The sequence below is a fragment of the Xenorhabdus doucetiae genome (assembly GCF_000968195.1).
GTDB lineage: Bacteria > Pseudomonadota > Gammaproteobacteria > Enterobacterales > Enterobacteriaceae > Xenorhabdus > Xenorhabdus doucetiae.
Genome location: NZ_FO704550.1, coordinates 3,225,845 through 3,242,652 on the forward strand (window position 1 = coordinate 3,225,845; position 16,808 = coordinate 3,242,652).

The 16,808-nt window shown below is 43.9% G+C and carries 16 protein-coding genes; 4 read left to right on the plus strand and 12 right to left on the minus strand.

Annotation, left to right across the window (positions count from 1 at the left end):
* Window positions 1-70: 70 nt before the first annotated feature.
* The 4 genes from ilvN to leuO all read right to left on the minus strand — a co-directional run bounded on the left by ilvN (window position 71) and on the right by leuO (window position 5,458).
* Entirely contained in the window at window positions 71-562 is a 492-nt protein-coding gene (gene ilvN / locus XDD1_RS14005; protein ID WP_045972112.1) for an acetolactate synthase small subunit, read from the minus strand.
* A gap of 2 nt (window positions 563-564) precedes the next feature.
* Window positions 565-2,292: an acetolactate synthase 3 large subunit gene (gene ilvI, locus XDD1_RS14010; protein WP_045972114.1), complete on the minus strand. Its 1,728-nt coding sequence runs from the start codon at window positions 2,290-2,292 to the stop codon at window positions 565-567.
* A gap of 255 nt (window positions 2,293-2,547) precedes the next feature.
* Window positions 2,548-4,350 (minus strand): AMP-dependent synthetase/ligase, encoded by a 1,803-nt coding sequence (locus XDD1_RS14015; protein ID WP_045972115.1) that lies wholly within the window; start codon window positions 4,348-4,350, stop codon window positions 2,548-2,550.
* 160 nt (window positions 4,351-4,510) lie between these two features.
* Complete coding sequence (gene leuO, locus XDD1_RS14020) at window positions 4,511-5,458, minus strand: transcriptional regulator LeuO (RefSeq protein ID WP_045972117.1); 948 nt, start codon at window positions 5,456-5,458, stop codon at window positions 4,511-4,513.
* An 890-nt stretch (window positions 5,459-6,348) separates the two neighbouring features.
* Here leuO and leuA point away from each other — a divergent pair.
* The 3 genes from leuA (at window position 6,349) to mutH (ending at window position 10,525) form a co-directional block, all read left to right on the plus strand.
* On the plus strand, window positions 6,349-7,953 hold the full coding sequence (leuA, locus tag XDD1_RS14025) for a 2-isopropylmalate synthase (protein ID WP_045972119.1): 1,605 nt from the start codon (window positions 6,349-6,351) through the stop codon (window positions 7,951-7,953).
* Between the two features lie 2 nt (window positions 7,954-7,955).
* Window positions 7,956-9,092: a 3-isopropylmalate dehydrogenase gene (gene leuB / locus XDD1_RS14030; RefSeq protein ID WP_045972121.1), complete on the plus strand. Its 1,137-nt coding sequence runs from the start codon at window positions 7,956-7,958 to the stop codon at window positions 9,090-9,092.
* A gap of 752 nt (window positions 9,093-9,844) precedes the next feature.
* Entirely contained in the window at window positions 9,845-10,525 is a 681-nt protein-coding gene (gene mutH / locus XDD1_RS14035; RefSeq protein WP_045972123.1) for a DNA mismatch repair endonuclease MutH, read from the plus strand.
* Between the two features lie 22 nt (window positions 10,526-10,547).
* Here mutH and XDD1_RS14040 read toward each other — a convergent pair whose 3' ends face one another.
* From XDD1_RS14040 to XDD1_RS14055, 4 genes are all read right to left on the minus strand, one after another.
* Window positions 10,548-10,949, minus strand: a complete 402-nt coding sequence (locus tag XDD1_RS14040) for a hypothetical protein (protein WP_045972125.1) — start codon at window positions 10,947-10,949, stop codon at window positions 10,548-10,550.
* A gap of 216 nt (window positions 10,950-11,165) precedes the next feature.
* Window positions 11,166-11,672, minus strand: a complete 507-nt coding sequence (gene def, locus XDD1_RS14045) for a peptide deformylase (RefSeq protein WP_045972127.1) — start codon at window positions 11,670-11,672, stop codon at window positions 11,166-11,168.
* Window positions 11,673-11,817: 145 nt separating this feature from the next.
* A complete protein-coding gene (locus XDD1_RS14050) occupies window positions 11,818-12,984 on the minus strand; it encodes a trans-sulfuration enzyme family protein (RefSeq protein ID WP_045972129.1) in 1,167 nt (388 codons plus the stop codon).
* Window positions 12,985-13,004: 20 nt separating this feature from the next.
* Window positions 13,005-14,375: a pyridoxal-phosphate dependent enzyme gene (locus XDD1_RS14055; protein WP_045972131.1), complete on the minus strand. Its 1,371-nt coding sequence runs from the start codon at window positions 14,373-14,375 to the stop codon at window positions 13,005-13,007.
* 289 nt (window positions 14,376-14,664) lie between these two features.
* Here XDD1_RS14055 and XDD1_RS14060 point away from each other — a divergent pair, with 289 nt between their 5' ends.
* Window positions 14,665-15,135, plus strand: a complete 471-nt coding sequence (locus XDD1_RS14060) for a hypothetical protein (RefSeq protein ID WP_045972133.1) — start codon at window positions 14,665-14,667, stop codon at window positions 15,133-15,135.
* A 99-nt stretch (window positions 15,136-15,234) separates the two neighbouring features.
* On the opposite strand, the gene XDD1_RS14065 is transcribed toward XDD1_RS14060, so the two are convergent.
* From XDD1_RS14065 to XDD1_RS18500, 4 genes are all read right to left on the minus strand, one after another.
* Window positions 15,235-15,570, minus strand: a complete 336-nt coding sequence (locus tag XDD1_RS14065; protein WP_052705719.1) for a hypothetical protein — start codon at window positions 15,568-15,570, stop codon at window positions 15,235-15,237.
* A gap of 116 nt (window positions 15,571-15,686) precedes the next feature.
* Entirely contained in the window at window positions 15,687-15,980 is a 294-nt protein-coding gene (locus tag XDD1_RS14070; protein WP_148885960.1) for a hypothetical protein, read from the minus strand.
* Between the two features lie 129 nt (window positions 15,981-16,109).
* A complete protein-coding gene (locus XDD1_RS14075) occupies window positions 16,110-16,478 on the minus strand; it encodes a hypothetical protein (protein ID WP_231854413.1) in 369 nt (122 codons plus the stop codon).
* Window positions 16,479-16,566: 88 nt separating this feature from the next.
* Window positions 16,567-16,731, minus strand: a complete 165-nt coding sequence (locus XDD1_RS18500) for a hypothetical protein (RefSeq protein WP_156979660.1) — start codon at window positions 16,729-16,731, stop codon at window positions 16,567-16,569.
* Between the last annotated feature and the right edge of the window lie 77 nt (window positions 16,732-16,808).

The window sequence follows — 16,808 nt, forward strand, 5'->3', positions numbered from 1 at the left end:
TTATGAAAAAGCCCTACTTTACAGTAGGGCTCAATAAATATCTGTATTTTAACCCGCAGATTGCGATTTTTCATCGCATAATTTTATCTCCGCGGGAGACACCCACGATGCCTGATCGCGCGACTTCCACAATCTCCGCCACATCCCGGACGGAATCCAGAAAAGCATCCAGTTTTTCGCTCGTCCCCACTAATTGAACCGTATAGAGTGTTGAAGTCACATCCACGATCTGCCCACGAAAAATATCTGTGCTACGCTTAATTTCTTCCCGGCCATATCCGCTGGCTTGTAATTTAACCAACATGATTTCACGCTCAACATGAGGCCCTGCCGTTAAGTCATTGACCCGCAACACATCCACTAACTTATGTAATTGCTTTTCAATTTGCTCTAATACCTTGGCATCACCTTTGGTTTGAATGGTCATGCGTGACAATGTGGGATCTTCAGTGGGAGCAACAGTCAAACTTTCGATGTTATAACCTCGCTGAGAGAATAAACCCACCACGCGGGATAATGCTCCCGATTCGTTTTCAAGTAATACAGACAAAATCCGGCGCATGATCAGGTCCTCTCTGTTTTGCTTAACCACATTTCATCCATTGCCCCACCACGGATCTGCATTGGATAAACATGTTCTGTTTCATCAACGGTAACATCGACGAAAACCAAACGTTGATTTTCAGTCACTTCATGCAGTGCCTGAGCCAATTTCGCCTCCAATTCATCATAAGTTTGGATGGAGATACCAATATGACCATAAGACTCTGCCAATTTGACGAAATCAGGCAGGGATTCCATGTAGGATTGAGAATGACGACCCGCGTATATCATATCCTGCCACTGTTTCACCATCCCTAAGAAACGGTTGTTCAGATTCAATACCAGAACAGGCAAGCCATATTGCAAGGCAGTGGATAATTCCTGAATATTCATCTGGATACTGCCATCCCCTGTCACGCATACTACCGTGGCTTCGGGTTTTGCCAGCTTCACGCCAAGCGCGGCAGGCAAACCAAATCCCATCGTCCCTAAGCCACCGGAATTGATCCAATGCCTCGGTTTATCAAACGGATAATGCAGCGCGGCAAACATCTGATGCTGACCCACATCTGACGCAAGATAGGCCTCTCCCTTGGTGAGACGATAAAGGGTTTCGATAACCGCCTGTGGCTTGATCTTCGCGGTCGTGTGATCGTAATCAAGGCACTTGCGGCTGCGCCACTGTTCAACAGAAAGCCACCAATCTTTCAGGGCATCAGGATCTTGGGTATCTTGCGTGGAATCCAATAATTCCAGCATTTGACCAAGTACCTGTTTGGCATCGCCAACAATCGGGATATCTGCCGTTACCGTTTTCGAAATCGAAGTGGGATCGACATCAATATGGAGTACAGTCGCTTCCGGGCAATATTTTTCCAGATTATTAGTGGTTCGATCGTCAAAACGCACACCGACGGCAAAAATGACATCGGAGTTGTGCATGGCTTTATTCGCTTCGAAAGTACCGTGCATCCCTAGCATTCCCAGGCTTTGGCGATGGGTTGCCGGAAATGCGCCCAATCCCATCAACGAACTGACGACCGGAATATGTAACTGTTCAGCCAGCTTCAATAACTCGGCTGTACATGCTGAATTGATGGCGCCACCCCCGACATAAATCACGGGCTTTTTCGCGCCCATCAGGGTCTTTAATGCGCGCTTAATTTGTCCCTTATGTCCCTGAACGGTAGGATTGTAAGAACGCATGGTCATTTTTTCAGGGTACACATACGGGAATTTCAATGCCGGATTGACCGTATCTTTGGGAAAATCGATAACGACAGGCCCTGGCCGGCCACTTGCCGCCAGGTAAAACGCTTTTTTAATGGTATTGGGGATATCTTCGGCTTTTTTCACCAGAAAACTGTGCTTCACAATGGGGCGGGATATGCCCACCATATCGCACTCCTGAAAAGCATCATTGCCTATCAGGGAACTGGCAACCTGACCCGATAATACGACCAACGGAATGGAATCCATGTATGCCGTTGCAATTCCCGTGATGGCATTCGTGGCTCCTGGCCCGGAAGTGACTAAAACCACCCCGACTTTTCCTGTACAACGCGCATATCCATCCGCCATATGAACCGCACCCTGTTCATGACGCACCAAAATATGTTCGACGCCTCCCACCGTATGCAGGGCATCATAGATATCCAACACCGCCCCGCCCGGATAACCGAACACATGTTCAACGCCCTGATCGATTAGCGATCTGACAACCATTTCGGCTCCTGACAACATCTCCATCGAGTTTGCCTCCAGGCTCTGTTTGCAAGTTAATTATCGAAATTTCATAAGGTAACGAAAAAAGTGACCTTATTTATTCCATTTCTATTTATTTATATAGCGTGAATTGCGTTTAACACTCTTTCGAAAACGCGCTATTCGATAACGTACTGTTCGATAACACTGAGTTAACTAACATAACGTTAGATACAAACGTTAGCAAACATCAATTTACACACTGAAAACATTTGTTGAATAAAGAGCCGAATGTTTGCCTCAATCCCGATACATGGATTCAATTTCGTTCTGATAATGCTGAGAAATAACTTTGCGGCGTAATTTCAATGTTGGCGTTAGTTCGCCTTTTTCCATTGAGAAGGCTTCCGGTAGCAGAATAAATCGTTTGACCTGATGGAATATAACAATATTTTTCTGTATTTCGTTTAATCGCCGTTCAAATAGCGCGATAACCTGATGATGGCGCAGCAGCTCAAGACGATCAAAATAATGAAGATTAATCGATTTCGCATATTCCTCCAGTGCTTCATAGCTGGGAACAATCAGTGCAGAAACAAATTGGCGGGCATCGGCAATGACGGCAACATGTTCAATAAAACGATCCTGCCCTAACATCCCTTCAATCATTTGTGGTGCGATATATTTGCCGGTTGACGTTTTCATCAAATCTTTCAGGCGTTCAGTGATAAACAGATTACCGTCATCATCCAATCCGCCGGCATCGCCTGTCCGTAACCAACCATCCTCGGTAAAAGCGTGGACCGTTTCTTCTGGGCGGTTGAAGTAACCTTTCATGACAATCGGGCCACGCACCTGAATCTCCCCTTCCGCGCTGATGCGAACATTAACCCCCGGCAATGGCGTGCCAATGGAACCCAACAGGTAATTTTTTTCTTCCCAGCAAGAGACCGTGGCACACGTTTCTGTCATACCGTAGCCATATTTGATATTCAGGCCGATGGACAGGAAAAAACGGGTAATGGCATCATCAAGGCGTGCTCCCGCCACTGGCAAGAACCGCACTCGCCCTCCCAAAAGATGGCGCAGCTTGTTGAGCACCAATTTGTCAGCCAATTGATCACTACCGCGCGTGAACGGACACCCTTTTTTATTCTTCTGCTGACGCAGCCAGCGGCTTTCCCCCTGTTTCAGCGCCCAATGAAAAATCATCCTGCGCCAAAAAGGTGCACGGGAAACTTTTTCTAAAATCGCACTATGCACTTTTTCATAAAAGCGGGGAACAGAACACATCACGGTCGGACGCACATCAGACATCGCTTCACGCACAAGATTGGTGTCAGTTAAGTAGACATTCAGGGCACCCGTGTGCATGACATAGTAGCTCCACGCCCGTTCAAAGATATGAGACAGGGGCAGAAAACAGAGCGAGACATCGTGGTTGGTCAAGGTTAATCTCTGGTCATGCAGATAAAGCTGTGAAGCGATATTGCGGTAATCCAACATCACGCCTTTTGGCTCTCCGGTTGTTCCTGAAGTATAGATCAATGTGAAGAGGTCATTTAAATCCTGACCCGCAATACGGTTATCAAATTCGGCCTGATATTGCAAATAGTCATTGTCAATAAAGGCGGATAAATACTCTGCCTGCGGACATCCTCGCAAATCCACAGATTCATCCATCACAATCAGATGAGCAAGTTTGGGACACAATTCAATCAGCGCTAATGCAATATCATATTGCTCCTGCCCACCGACAAATAACACCTGTGCTTCTGCATCATTGAGAATAAATGCCGCCTGATCACGGGTATTCGTCGCATATAGCGGCACCGTCACCGCCCGAAGCTGAAGAATCGCTAAATCAGCCAATGACCACGTCATACAATTCTGCGCAAAAATGCCCACTTTTCCCTGCACCTCAACGCCCAATGACAGTAATGCTTTTGCCACGGATTGCGTTGTGCATCCAACCTGTCGCCAGTTCATTTCAAGCTGTTCTGATGGTGACCATTGCCGAAATGCGATTTTTTCTGGATGCTCATGGAATTGCTGTTGAAATCGATTAACCAAGTGATAGGCGTGCAGAGAATCTGTTGTCACAATATATTCCTGTATAAATATTTTATTTAGCGTCTTCAGTAAGTGTATTGCCTACTTTTCAGCTTACAGATGTTAGCTATTTCCGCGCAGTCTACCTATTCCGAGTAAAAGGGGGAAGTCTATTTTGCTCTCTTCTCCCCCTGTCTTGCCTTAGCGTGATCTATTTTTGTTCACCAAGATGACTCAACAGTGATTTCATCCACTGGTGGCCCTTATCCCGGTCTGTTGAAGCATGCCATATTAAATAGCAAGGACGAGAGATCCGACCATTGGGCAGCGGCACTGAACAAATATTCAACTGTTCGGAATAATGTTCAACCATCCATTTTGGCACGATAGCGACTAAATATGTTTGAGAAACAATATTAAGAACACTATTTAAATCCGTCCCCTGATAAGAAATGGAGCCCAATAATTCCTGACTTTCATAGTAAGGCTTACTCAATGAATCTGCATTATCTAACGCAACAATGGCATGTCTTTCTTCCTGCAATTGTTGCTGAGTAATTCGCTGACCAATTCTGGGATGATGTTTAGAAACTGCCAGAACCAATTCATCATTAAACAGAGGATAATTATGGAAATCAGGGCGATCTAATGGATTATAACTGATGACAAATTCTATTTCCTGATATTTTAATTGCTTTTCAATATCATCACTAATTTGGGTTTTAATGACAACTTCAATATTAGAGGTATGTTTTTTTATTTTCCCAACAATTTGAGCCGCCAGACGGATATCAAGGGGACTACAAATAGAAAGATTAAATATCCTTGTACTATTGCCGGGATCAAACCCCACTCCGGGCAACTCATTATGAACAATTTGCAGTGCCTGCCTGAGTGGTCCAAAAAGCTGTTTAGCTCTCGCCGTTGGTTGAATCCCCCGGCCATAACGAACAAATAATTCATCATCAAACATGGTCTTCAGACGCGCGACGGCATTACTGACAGCCGGTTGCGACATTCCCAATGCCTGAGCCGCGCGTGTAATATTCTGCATTTGCATGACCGTATCAAAAACCGTAAGCAAATTGAGATCGACACTACGCAATTGAACATCACATGGCCCTTTTTTTCCTGTGGTTGCTGAGTTGTATTCAGTCATTGTTTCACTCCACTAAACTTATAGCAGTGACCTCATTAAATAAATAAGATCAATTACCCCAATTCGTTGTAAAATAAATTGAGATTCATCCTTGTACAAAAATTAAATAGGCATAACCCATGCGTTTTATCTACGTAAACGTAATATTTTTATAGGCATGAATATTAATACGCTATATATGAGCAGTAATATCTCATAATAAAATAATCATATTCCAACCCATTATCAGAACTCGCTATTAATATTCTCTATCAAGAAAACGATCGAATATATTAAATAACATTCGCTTCTTCCAATATATTGAAAAACAATTTATTAATATTCTATATGGTTATGATTTCTTAACCTAAAAACAGTGTGATTAACATCCATCTATCCTTGTTCCTTAGAAATATAATGCCTGTATAAAATAACAGGCATCACATTTATCATCCATCAGAGCCGGATTTTACTCCATATATAGCGACGAAAAATAGATAAAAACATCGCTAAAAATGTAAAAAATAGTCACCAAACCTAACAATTGTTCAACAAACAACCATTAATGAGCATGATTCACTCTGAATTTAGACTCATAGCGCTTGACATTATTTTTTAGATAAAGTATCTATAAATACATTGACTGACAGTTAAAATTAATTTAACAAATTTATAAAAGGTTAACTCACATGATTTCCCCTATTTTTCTACTAAGCCTACTACTTATCGCCTTTCGTGTGCGCGGTATGCTGGTGGGTGGGAAACAGGGCTAAGTTAACCTCCAATCAGAAACAGAAAACCCGCGCACGGCGCGGGTTTTTTTTACCTGCTCGGCGCTCAAAAATAACACACAGTTACAACTAAGTTACCTAATTAAATCATCTGGTTAGTCTATTTAACAGGAGCACAACATGAGCCAGCAAGTTATTATCTTCGATACAACATTACGTGATGGAGAACAGGCATTACAGGCCAGCCTGAGTGTAAAAGAGAAACTGCAAATCGCTTATGCACTGGAAAGGCTGGGGGTTGATATCATTGAAGCCGGTTTCCCCGTTTCTTCTCCGGGCGATTTTAAATCCGTTCAAACCATCGCCCGTGAAATCAAAAATAGTCGTATCTGTGCCTTATCCCGCTGCGTTGACAATGATATTGATGTCGCCGCGGAAGCCCTGAAAGTGGCTGAAGCCTTCCGCCTGCATATGGTACTGGCTACCTCAAACCTGCACGTCGAACATAAATTAAAAAGAACCTTTGATGATGTTGTGGAAATGGCGGTTCGCTCCATCAAACGGGCACGCAATTACACTGATGATGTCGAGTTTTCCTGTGAAGATGCAGGCCGTACCGATATCGATAATTTGTGCAAAATCGTTGAGCAAGCCATCAAAGCGGGCGCCACCACTGTCAACATTCCAGATACGGTGGGCTATACCACACCTTACCAATTTGGCGGTATTATCCGCACTTTATTTGACCGTGTACCTAATATTGATAAAGCGATTATTTCCGTCCATTGCCACGACGATTTAGGCATGTCCGTCGCTAACTCGATTACGGCAGTGCAGGCAGGTGCCCGTCAAATTGAGGGTACAATCAATGGATTGGGAGAACGCGCAGGCAACTGTTCGTTGGAAGAAGTGATCATGACGATCAAAACACGCCAGCAAATGTTGGGGGTGCATACCAATATCAACCATAAAGAAATTTACCGTACCAGCCAGTTAGTCAGCCAAATTTGCCATACGCCGATCCCCGCCCATAAAGCCATTGTTGGCAGTAACGCATTTTCCCACTCGTCCGGCATTCATCAGGATGGTGTCCTGAAAAACCGTGAAACTTACGAAATCATGACGCCAGAATCCATCGGTCTGAAAGATACCCAATTGAACCTGACTTCGCGTTCCGGGCGTGCCGCAGTGAAACATCGCATGACAGAAATGGGCTATCAAGAGGATGACTATGATCTGGATGCGCTGTATCAAGCATTCTTAAAATTAGCAGACAAAAAAGGACAGGTGTTTGATTACGATTTGGAAGCCTTAGTGTTCATCAATCAACAACAGCAAGAGAATGAACATTTCCGTCTGGACTATTTTAGTATCCAGTCGGGCACCAATATTGTACCCACTGCCACTGTTCGTCTGGCTTGCGGAGATGAACTCAAATCGGAAGCCTCGACAGGTAATGGGACTGTTGACGCTATCTATCAAGCCATTAACCGTATTACGGGTTATCCACTGGAATTAATTTCTTATCAATTATCCGGCAAGGGACATGGTAAAGATGCTCTCGGTCAGGTTGATATTATTGTCGAGTGTTTTGGCCGCCGTTTTCATGGAATGGGTTTGGAAACTGACATCATCGAATCCTCTGCCAAGGCAATGATCCACGTCTTGAATAACATCTGGCAAGCTGAACAAGTCGAAAAAGAGAAGCAACGCCTCTCCCAAGGCAATAATGTCCAGAGCAATATTCAAAACGATAACCGGAACAACACAAAGGAAACTGCATAATCATGTCCTCAAGCCAATCTATTTCAAATTACGCGACGCCAAGCAAGCAAGATCATCACTGTCATATTGCGGTTTTGCCGGGTGATGGCATTGGCCCGGAAGTGATGAAGCAAGCCTACAAAGTGTTGGATGCCATCCGTCACCGTTTTAATATCCATATCACAACCAGCGCATATGATGTGGGTGGGATTGCCATTGATCGTCATGGCACGCCGTTGCCTCAAGAAACGATTGCTGGCTGTGAAAAAGCCGACGCGATCCTATTTGGCTCCGTAGGGGGGCCAAAATGGCAACACCTCCCGCCAGCAGAACAGCCAGAACGGGGCGCATTATTGCCACTGCGCAAGCATTTCAAACTGTTCAGTAACTTACGTCCGGCACGCTTATATGCAGGCCTAGAATCTTTTTGCCCCCTTCGCCATGACATTGCCGCCAAGGGCTTTGATATTTTATGCGTCCGTGAGCTGACGGGGGGTATTTATTTTGGTCAACCCAAAGGGCGTGAAGGTGAAGGGAAATATGAGCGTGCTTTCGATACTGAGATTTATCATCGTTTCGAGATAGAGCGGATCGCACGCATTGCGTTCGAATCCGCGCGCAAGCGTCGCCATAAGGTCACTTCGATTGATAAAGCGAATGTTTTGCAAAGCTCTGTGCTATGGCGTGAAGTCGTCAGCGAAATCGCCAAAGACTATCCTGACATTGCAATCGAACATATGTATATCGATAACGCCACCATGCAACTGATCAAAGATCCGGCGCAATTCGACGTTCTATTATGTTCCAATATCTTCGGTGATATTTTATCCGATGAGTGTGCCATGATCACCGGCTCAATGGGCATGTTACCTTCTGCCAGCCTGAATGAAAAAGGGTTCGGCTTATACGAACCTGCGGGCGGTTCAGCCCCTGATATTGCAGGCAAAAACATCGCCAATCCAATTGCCCAAATATTATCCACAGCCCTGTTACTGCGTTATAGCCTTGGGCGCCTTGATGCCGCAGATGCTATTGAACGGGCAATCAACCGTGCTTTGGAACAAGGTTATCGTACCGCCGATCTCGCGGGTAATGGCAGAGCGGTCAGCACCGATGAAATGGGCGATATCATTGCACGTTATATCACCGAAGAGGTTTAGGTAAAGCGAACCCATTGAAAAAGCCAGTAAGTTAACTTACTGGTTGTCCCCTATTTCATCATTGACACGAATTACAAGGTAAATGCAGAGTGAGAGGCGTAAAAATGACCACCTTTGGCGAATTTGATTTCAAATCTGCGTGATTTACGCCTCCGGAAGGATAATTCACAGGAAAAGCTAAAGTTATAAACATTTATTGTCTAACCAGAACCATTTTATTCACTTTTTCTGTGGATATGTATGTGAAAAAGAACGGGGTAAAGCGGGTATACTTTTATTACATACTTTTACACTCGCGAGAGGTGTAAATTAATAATTATTAAATTTCAATATGTTAATACATTTTATACCGCTTTTAACAAGATATCTTACCGATGAAAATTTTCGTCTTTTCTCACGATGAACAAATATCAATCAGTGATGATTTTATCCACAGGATATGCCTTTTAGTTAAACAAAAATCGCCTATTTTTGTAGAAAACATCATTCATTAGGGCTGTAAATCAAACCAGTGATCTCACTTTTTATCACTTATCCCATAAATCTGTGGATAACATGGTGTAAGATCCTGTTTATTATCACTGGGAATAGGTGAACAATCATAACAAGTCTATTTTTAATGCAGAAAACACCAATGAAAAAATCTTTTATATCATGCTATTATCAAAATGATCACGCCAATGATAAATTAATAATGATTTCCCAAAAATGACGCGAACATTTTTTAACCAGTAAAAAATAGACTCTATAACATGTACTTTACACCTCCGGCACCGCCTGAAAACGAACAACAACTATTCAATCGCGCTCAATCTCTGGCGGGCTTCTCTATGGGTGAATTGGCTGCACTCGCCAAGCTCCCCATTCCCCCCAATTTAAAACGTGATAAAGGTTGGGTCGGTATGTTGCTTGAATATTATTTAGGTGCGAATGCCGGCAGCAAACCCGAACAAGACTTTGAACATATCGGTGTCGAGCTGAAAACTATCCCTGTAGATAGCAAAGGTTACCCACTAGAAACCACCTTTGTCTGTGTTGCGCCTTTAACAGGTAACAGCGGCATTCGATGGGAAAACTGTCACGTCAGGCGTAAATTATCCCGCGTCCTGTGGATACCCGTTGAGGGAGAAAGGCATATTCCACTTTCCGATCGTCGCGTAGGCTCCCCGCTGCTCTGGAGCCCAAATGTCATTGAAGAAGAGTTACTGCGGCGCGATTGGGAAGAACTCATGGATCTCATTGTATTAGGGAAAGTCGAGAGCATTACCGCCCGTCATGGTGAAGTGTTACAGCTACGTCCAAAAGCTACCAATAGCCGGGCATTGACAGAAGCAATAGGTGAATACGGTCAGCCAATCATGACGTTGCCCAGAGGTTTTTATTTGAAGAAAAATTTTACAGCGCCATTATTGGCTCGCCACTTCTTCTTATGATCCGTAATTCTGGTTGGCTAAATTAGCATTTTGCTTTCAGTTTAAAATCAAACTTAGTATCGCCCACCCTATCGACATCGAGTTCTAATTGAGAATAAGGCGATATTTTTACCGCGGAAATATCCACAAAACCGGTTGACGGATCATAGTCAAGATAGAAAGTACCAATCAGCGGGTAACTGCGGTTGATCCTGTTTCTGATATAAATAGCACATGTCAGCTCATTACTGCTGGCAATGGAAGGAATATTAACATATTCCATGTTACTATCCACTTTCACTGAAGGAACTTGAACATCCCTGATTCCCTCCGCATCCAATATCAGCAAATATGTGCCTACCTTGGCATCAGTTGTATCTATTAGGTTCAGATCAATGGAAAAATTCGGTTGTTGATAATACGCAATATCACTTATTCCAATCACGATAGTTCCTCTGCTTATATGATTACCACCAGATCATGCAAATTCCATTAGTTTCAAACAGTATGCCAATTATCATATGACGCGGCATAATCTTAAGCCTTTTTATGTATCCTTATCATTAATAAATTAAATAACAGCAAAATATAAAACCACAACATTACAGGTGATATAATGTCACCAACAAATAATTAACATTATTTTTATTATCTCCCGCTATTAATTTTTGCGATTGCTGAGAGACTTTTTCACTTTTTTCAAGGCCATTTGCCTTTTTAGTGGGGAGAGATAATCGATAAAAATAATGCCATGTAAATGATCAATTTCATGCTGCATCACGATTGACAAAAAATCTTCGCTTTCTATGGTCATCGGTTGACCAAACCGATCACATGCCTCTACTTTCACTTTTTCAAATCGTTCAACCTCTGCGTAATATCCTGGTATCGACAGGCAGCCCTCCTGATTTACTACTCGGCGCTCTTTTTCGACGATCTTTGGATTAACCAAAGTCATGGGTTGATCGCGATTAGGAGAAAGATCAATGACCAAAACGGCTTCTTGCCGACCCACCTGTGGAGCCGCCAAACCAATGCCATTGTCAGTGTTGTACATTGTCTCCAGCATGTCATCAATTAGTGCTTGAACTTTATTAAAATCAGTAACATCAACACATTTTTGTCTCAGTCTTTCATCTGGAATGGTGAGGATATCTAGAATTGCCATAACGTATCATCCTTTGTTGACGGCACCGCCGCTTGAAATCTATTGAGTATAAATAGGTTTCCATCATAGTGATACATTCAAATTATGAGAATTCCTTACTCCTCGCGACGCGAGGAGTAAGTAAGTGATTGATAATTCTTAAATATTATTTAGCACGTTCAAATGCTTGAGATAAATCTGCTATTAGATCATCCGCATTCTCGATCCCCACGGAAATACGGAGCAATTGTGGCGTAATGCCGGCGGCCAAGCGCTTTTCCAGCGGAATGGAAGCATGGGTCATGGTAAACGGCTGACCAATCAAACTTTCCACACCGCCTAAACTTTCCGCTAAGGTAAACAATTGCAGTTCTTTAATGACGCGCCGCGCATAATCTTCGTCGCCTTTCAGCACGATAGAGATCATGCCACCAAAACCCCGCATCTGACGTTTTGCCAATTCATGCTGAGGATGAGCAGTCAGGCCAGGATAGTACACTTTATCGACTTGTGGCTGCTGTTCAAGCCAATGGGCTATCTTCTCCGCGTTATCAATATGGCGCTCCATACGCAGTGCCAATGTCCGAATGCCACGCAGGACAAGAAAACTACTGAACGGATCAAGAATGCCACCAATGGAATTTTGCAGGAACGCAATTTGCTCCGCCAACTCGGCGTTATCTCCCACCACCGCAAGACCCGCAATAGCATCAGAATGCCCATTCAGATACTTGGTCGCAGAGTGCACGACAATATCAAAACCTAAATCCAGTGGACGCTGAATATAAGGAGAAGCAAACGTGTTATCGGCCACACTGATAATATTATGCTGCCTGGCAAGCTGTGCAATCGCCGTTAAATCCGCCAATTTCAGCAGTGGGTTTGTGGGCGTTTCCACCCAAATCATTTTTGTGTCAGGCTGAATTGCCGCTTCCAGTGCCGCAGTATCCCCTGCCTCAACATAGGTGACTTTCAGGCCCGCCGTCCGGCGGCGCACTTTCTCCAGCAACCGATAAGTACCCCCATAGAGATCATCTACCGCAATGATATGACTGTCTTTATCAAGTAATTCCAAAATGGTCGAACTGGCGGCCAGACCAGAACCAAAAGCATAACCCCGAGTGCCATTCTCCAATTCAGCAATTGCACGCTCTAAAGCATCCCGTGTCGGGTTCCCACTACGGGAGTACTCATATCCCGTATGTTGACCCGGTGCAGGTTGAGCATAAGTCGATGTCGCATAAATTGCAGGCATGACTGCCCCCGTGTGATCAGGTACATATCCTGCATGGACGCTTTGTGTATCAAATTTAATCTTATTAAACTCGGCCATTAATTTATTCCTGAAAGAGATCAATTGAGTTGTTGACGCCATGCGTTCAGCACATCAGTACGAGTCACAAGGCCCAAAAAATGATTGTTATCATCCACAATCAGCGCCACATGCCCCGCATCAAAGGTAGCAGTTAACTGTTCCAATGGCGCTTTTTTATTGAGTGTATGAACCTGACGGGTCATCGCTTCAGTCACAGGTAAGGAGAAATTGTGTGAATTGGCCTGAATAGTATGCATGAGATCCCACTCATCAATGATACCCACGACTTGATCGTCTTCGATCACCGGTAATTGTGAAATGTCATACAGGCGCATACGGCCATAGGCGATCTGCAAGGTATCTTGCGGGGAGACTGAAATCGTCGCCCCATTCTGATAACGATAGGTAATATAATCGCTTAAATCATTTTCTTGTGGTTGTGAACGCAGCCCTTGTTCCAATAACCAGTAATCATTAAACATCTTCGACAAATATTTGTTGCCACTGTCACAAGCTAATGTCACCACCCGTTTCGCCGTGGTCTGGGCACGGCAATAACGCAGCGCCGCTGCCAGTAATGTGCCTGAAGAAGAGCCGGCCAAGATGCCTTCTTTCAGCAGTAAATCTCTGGCGCAGGCAAACGATTCTGCATCAGTAATGCGATGAGCCTGATGAACCTGAGAAAAATCACCAAGCGGTGGAACAAAATCTTCGCCAATACCTTCGATAAACCAACTACCGGCTTCGTCATAGTGACCATGCTCAACATAATCGGCAAGAATAGAACCTTTAGGATCGGCGAGGACAAATTCCGTATGAGGGGAAACCGCCTTAAAATACTGGCTCAAACCACCCAGCGTGCCGCCAGAACCAACCCCCACCACCACCGCATCGACATGCTGCTCCATCTGCTGCCAAATTTCTGGCCCCGTGGTAGCAAAATGGGCGGCTGAGTTCGCAGGATTATTGAATTGATCAATATAATAAGCGCCGCTGATTTCCTTCGACAGACGCAGAGCATAGTCCTGATAATATTCTGGGTGCCCTTTTCCCACATCAGAGCGGGTCAGGCGTACATCGGTTCCCAGTGCCCGCAGGTGATAAATTTTTTCCCTGCTCATCTTATCGGGCACAACTAAAATCAGCTTATAGCCCTTCATGGCGGCAACCAACGCCAACCCAATCCCCGTATTACCTGCCGTGGCTTCAATGATGGTGCCACCTGGCTGCAACAATCCCTGTTTTTCCGCCTGCTCAATCATTGAAAGCGCCACACGATCTTTAATCGAACCGCCCGGATTTTGATTCTCTAATTTAATAAATAGCCGACATGGGCCGGTATCCAGATGAGTCAGTTCCAATAGCGGAGTATTCCCTATCAGTTCAAGAACTGAGCGTGGTGCTGCCATATTTGCCTCTTGATAATCGGTAAAATTTGCAAATAAAACTTTCAGAAAATAAAACCTTCAGACCGGAAGAGAATAACGCCGCACAGCAATCAATTTGAAAGAATAAATAAAAACTACTTATAACAAAAGGGAATTAATTAATTCGATATTGATAAATACAATCTAATAAGCAGGAAGTACGAAGGTGGGGGAGGATGTCATAGCTCAAGTTATGTAAGAACATTTGATTTTTGCTCCAATTACTGTAATACCTATTTCGTGTTAAAAACGCATAAATAGGAGCATGACGATGAAATGGCGTGGTTATACCTACGGTGCAATAATGTTGATGGCCGGCAGCCTGTTTTCCCCTGCATTATGGGCAAAAGGGGAAGCGCATTTGTTATTTCACATGGGGCTGGGAGCCAGTGGTAAATTCTTTGTCGGCGGTACATTGCAAAATAAAGGTAACCAGCCTGTAGCAGGAGGCTATCTGGCTATTTTACCCCTAAACACCAAATGTGAGCCGGGTACACTGACAGTACACGCATTTGAGCCATTGGCTCCCGGGGAAAAGAGAGAGTTTCGCATCCCAATCAATACCTCGTTAAGCAGTTATCGTTTAATCGGTTTTGCTGCCTATGACGATATGGGCTTTCCTCTTCCCGCCATCGATGAAACAGCAAAAATCATTCAAGAGCGTGAACCCAGTGAGCGTAAAGCCTGTCAATTAGCCCGAAAAGCGGAATTGGCTAATAAGCCTGCGATTCAAAAACCATAGAAAATAAAAATATTTGCCTACAAATTCATGTACAGGGGTATCGTAATAATAAATTCTATGGTGATAAAATCCCGCAAGTTAATACGGGATTTTTTATTACTATTTATAAATACCCATCCTTGCCATCATGTCCATTATGCCCGCCATCCGAGCCTCCTTTACCACCTTTTCCTCCTTTACCACCATGTCCTCCATCTCCGCCATTTCCCCCATTTCCAGAACCACTTCCATTTCCTCCGTTACCACCATTTCCCCCATTGGAACCGCCATGTCCTCCATCTCCACCGTTTCCGTTGCCTCCTGATGCGTTTCCACCATCTCCCCCATTGCCAGTGCCATCACCATTCCCCCCATTCCCTCCATTCTTACCACCATTGCCACCATGCCCTCCATTACCATTACTTCCTGTGCCAGCGTCTCCGCCTTTGCCTCCATTACTATTTCCTTGTGCTGCATAAGCTGTTGTAGGTGATATGACTGAGTAGGTGTAAATAAATATAGAGGTTGAAAGAACAAATAAAGAAAATATTTTTGATAACAATGAGTTGTTTTTATTTAACATGCGTTATTCCCCCCATTACCACCGTCACCACCTTTACCTCCAGGTGAATTATTTCCGTTTCCTCCATCACCACCTTTAGCACCATTACCACCAGAGGAATGAGAGTCTCCTCCACTATTACCACCATCTCCTCCATTACCTCCATTACCTCCATCAGAATTATGGCCTGCCCCTCCGTTTCCTCCGTCACCACCGTTACCTCCATAAGTACCATTACCACCGTTTCCTCCATTTCCCCCATTAGAGTTGCTTCCACCATTTCCACCGTTTCCTCCATTGCCATGATCTCTATCTGAAATAAGGGCATGGTTTAGCATGTCAGAGGATTGTTTTGTTGATAGTGTGCTTGACGCATATGATATTGTTGATGTCAGTAATGGGATAACAATTAAGAATAACGGACTTAAATTATTCATATTCCGTCTGCTCCTCTGCCACCATTACCACCGTTAGCATTACCATCTCCACCATTACCACCATTACCACCATTACCACCATTACCACCAGGAGCACCATTACCGCCGTCACCACCGTTACCATCAAGTGCACCGTTACCACCATTACCACCTGATTGTCCTGGAGATTGTCCGTCTCCGCCTTTACCTCCATCTTTGCAATTACTATCAGGTATTCCATCCTGACCATTTTGTCCAGGTTTTCCATTTAATATATTGCAGTCAAGATTTTTTACATCATTAACTTTATTTTCAGTTTCTGCATGTAATGCTAAAAAAGGAAAACTTAATATAGATGTAAATACAATTATCTTTGTGAGTTTCATTTTTATTTCTCCACATAAATGTAATATTTTTGTAAACGTTAAAGTAACGCAGCTTATAAAATTGACTAATAAGCTGCGTTATTCTTTACTACTTATGCTGTTCCGTTGTCATTGCCATCATTACTTCCATTACCACTTCCATTGTTGCTTCCATCGCCGCTCCCATTGCCGTTACCACTTCCATTGCCGTCGTTACTTCCATTTCCATTGTTACCACCGTCACCACCGTCGCCACCAGGGGAGTTATTACCACTACCTCCGTTACCTCCCGGTGAACCATTACCCCCGTTAGCATCGCCATCGATTAGTATATAAGGTAATTTTGTGTTT

Bases quoted from the DNA above. Each gene is read 5' to 3' on its own strand.
- ilvN (WP_045972112.1), bottom strand. From the start codon at position 562: ATGCGCCGGATTTTGTCTGTATTACTTGAAAACGAATCGGGAGCATTA.
- ilvI (WP_045972114.1), bottom strand. From the start codon at position 2,292: ATGGAGATGTTGTCAGGAGCCGAAATGGTTGTCAGATCGCTAATCGAT.
- leuO (WP_045972117.1), bottom strand. From the start codon at position 5,458: ATGACTGAATACAACTCAGCAACCACAGGAAAAAAAGGGCCATGTGAT.
- leuA (WP_045972119.1), top strand. From the start codon at position 6,349: ATGAGCCAGCAAGTTATTATCTTCGATACAACATTACGTGATGGAGAA.
- leuB (WP_045972121.1), top strand. From the start codon at position 7,956: ATGTCCTCAAGCCAATCTATTTCAAATTACGCGACGCCAAGCAAGCAA.
- mutH (WP_045972123.1), top strand. From the start codon at position 9,845: ATGTACTTTACACCTCCGGCACCGCCTGAAAACGAACAACAACTATTC.
- def (WP_045972127.1), bottom strand. From the start codon at position 11,672: ATGGCAATTCTAGATATCCTCACCATTCCAGATGAAAGACTGAGACAA.
- XDD1_RS14050 (WP_045972129.1), bottom strand. From the start codon at position 12,984: ATGGCCGAGTTTAATAAGATTAAATTTGATACACAAAGCGTCCATGCA.
- XDD1_RS14055 (WP_045972131.1), bottom strand. From the start codon at position 14,375: ATGGCAGCACCACGCTCAGTTCTTGAACTGATAGGGAATACTCCGCTA.
- XDD1_RS14060 (WP_045972133.1), top strand. From the start codon at position 14,665: ATGAAATGGCGTGGTTATACCTACGGTGCAATAATGTTGATGGCCGGC.
- XDD1_RS14065 (WP_052705719.1), bottom strand. From the start codon at position 15,570: ATGGAGGCAAAGGCGGAGACGCTGGCACAGGAAGTAATGGTAATGGAG.
- XDD1_RS14070 (WP_148885960.1), bottom strand. From the start codon at position 15,980: ATGGCAATGGAGGAAACGGTGGAAATGGTGGAAGCAACTCTAATGGGG.
- XDD1_RS14075 (WP_231854413.1), bottom strand. From the start codon at position 16,478: ATGAAACTCACAAAGATAATTGTATTTACATCTATATTAAGTTTTCCT.